The sequence below is a fragment of the Faecalibacterium sp. An58 genome (assembly GCF_002161515.1).
GTDB lineage: Bacteria > Bacillota > Clostridia > Oscillospirales > Ruminococcaceae > Faecalibacterium > Faecalibacterium avium.
The window spans coordinates 1-1,757 of the sequence record NZ_NFHX01000064.1 but is presented as its reverse complement, the minus strand read 5'-3'; the positions used below and the strand labels follow the sequence as shown (position 1 = coordinate 1,757).

1 protein-coding gene is annotated in these 1,757 nt (G+C 54.5%); it reads right to left on the bottom strand.

Annotated features, from left to right (window positions below; genetic code table 11):
• Nucleotides 1-16 precede the first annotated feature (16 nt).
• The gene (gene tnpC, locus B5G12_RS14130; protein ID WP_158099731.1) at nt 17-1,618 is read right to left on the bottom strand and encodes an IS66 family transposase; all 1,602 of its coding nucleotides are present in this window, start codon (nt 1,616-1,618) and stop codon (nt 17-19) included.
• Nucleotides 1,619-1,757 lie beyond the last annotated feature (139 nt).

Genomic DNA, 1,757 nt, shown 5'->3' with positions numbered 1-1,757 from the left:
CTCAAATCGGTTAAAATTATTTGAGTTTGCAATACTCGGGTAGGCTTTCGGCCCAGGGGAGCAGTGGAGCCAGTTGTTCCTCAGAAGGATTTCCGCCCAGTTTGGGCAGCTCCTGTAGCAGGAACAACAGGTAACCAAAGGGATCCAGACCATTGCGCTTGGCTGTCTCGATCACACTAAAACACAGAGCACTGGCATCGGCACCCTTTGCGGTGTCGCAGAACAGAAAATTCTTTCGCGCCATCACGAAAGGTTTCACCGTGCGTTCGGCAAGGTTATTGGTCAGTTCCAGGCGACCGTCCAGAAGCACGGCGTTCAGCGCCTGCTTCTGGTTGAGCGAGTAGGTTTTGGCCTTGCTCAGCGCAGTGCCTTCTGCTGCCTCGAAGCTGTCCAGGAGTTCCCAGTAGCTGTCCAGCAGCGGCCGGAGTTTTTCCTGCCGCAGAGTAAAGCGGGCCTCTGGCGATTGGTCTTTCCAGGCCTGCTCCAGGGAGAACATCTCCTCGATCAGATGAAACGCTGCCTCGGATCGGCTTCCCTGTACCGGCTTGCCGTCCACAAAGCATTCCACCCACTTGCGTCTTGCGTGAGCCCAACAGCCCACATGGGTCACGGAATCCAGACAATTGTAACCCGAATAGCCGTCGGTCTGGGTATAGCCGGAGAAGCCTTGCAGCATCTCTTTGGCTACCCGGCCTGAACGGCTGGTACTGTACTGGTACAGTGCGATTTTCTTTTCGGCAGAACAGAACACCCACATCTGGGACATCTGACTGGATTCCCGGCCATCCTCTTTCAGGACATGGACGCGGGTCTCGTCCACATTCACAATGTCCTGCCGCAGCAGCTCCCTGCGAAGCTGCTCATACAGAGGCTTGAACCAACGGGCACTGCGGATTACCCAGTTAGCCATGGTATTGCGCCGAAGCTCCACACCCTGCCCCTTCCAGTAAGCCTCCTGGCGATACAGCGGAACTCCGTTCTGGAACTTCTCCTGTATCACATAGGCCACCGTGGAGGGGGCTGCCATGCTTTTCTTCATCACTGGAACCGGTGCTTCGGCCTGCCGGATATAGCTCTCCCCAGTCTGGGCTTCACAGTGCGCACATTTGTAGCTGGCGGCATAGTAATCCACCACATACACCTGGGCCGGCACAATCACCAGTTCAGACCGGACAAACTTTTCCCCGATCCGTACCATGGTGCTGCCGCACTTGGCGCAGATCTGTTCCTGCTCCGGCAGCTCACAGACTACCTTCTTGTGTTCCAAGCCTTCTGTCAGTTCTTCTTTGGTCCGTTTCGCTTTCCGGGTATGGGCCTTCACCGGGGTCGTTTTTCCCGGTTCCGGAGCAGATGCATCGCTGCAGGCTTCCGCTTCATTGAAGAAGTCCAACTGTTGAGCGTCCACATACTGAATCTGCTCACTGGATTGCCCAAACATCCGTTTGCGCATCTGAACCAGCTGTTCATTCAGGGACTGCATCTTCACCAGCTGTTTTTCCAGCAGCTGCTTCTCCTGTTCCAGCTGTTGCTTCCTCTGTTCCAGCCGCTGTTTCTCTTGCTCCAGTGACCGGATATATGCCGCCACTTCCGGCGGAAGATTTTTGGTGTCCAGATTCATGGCGGTTCTCCTTACGGATGGATTTTCTGTCACCATTATACCGAAAAAAGTACCTGAATACCAGGAAAAACTGCTTTTCCAGGGTGAGAAATTCCTTGTGGAAAACCGCCGCTTTTCAGGCAGAATATTCCCCGAAAAC

Coding starts and splice junctions, on each gene's coding strand:
- tnpC (WP_158099731.1), bottom strand. CDS start 1,618: ATGAATCTGGACACCAAAAATCTTCCGCCGGAAGTGGCGGCATATATC.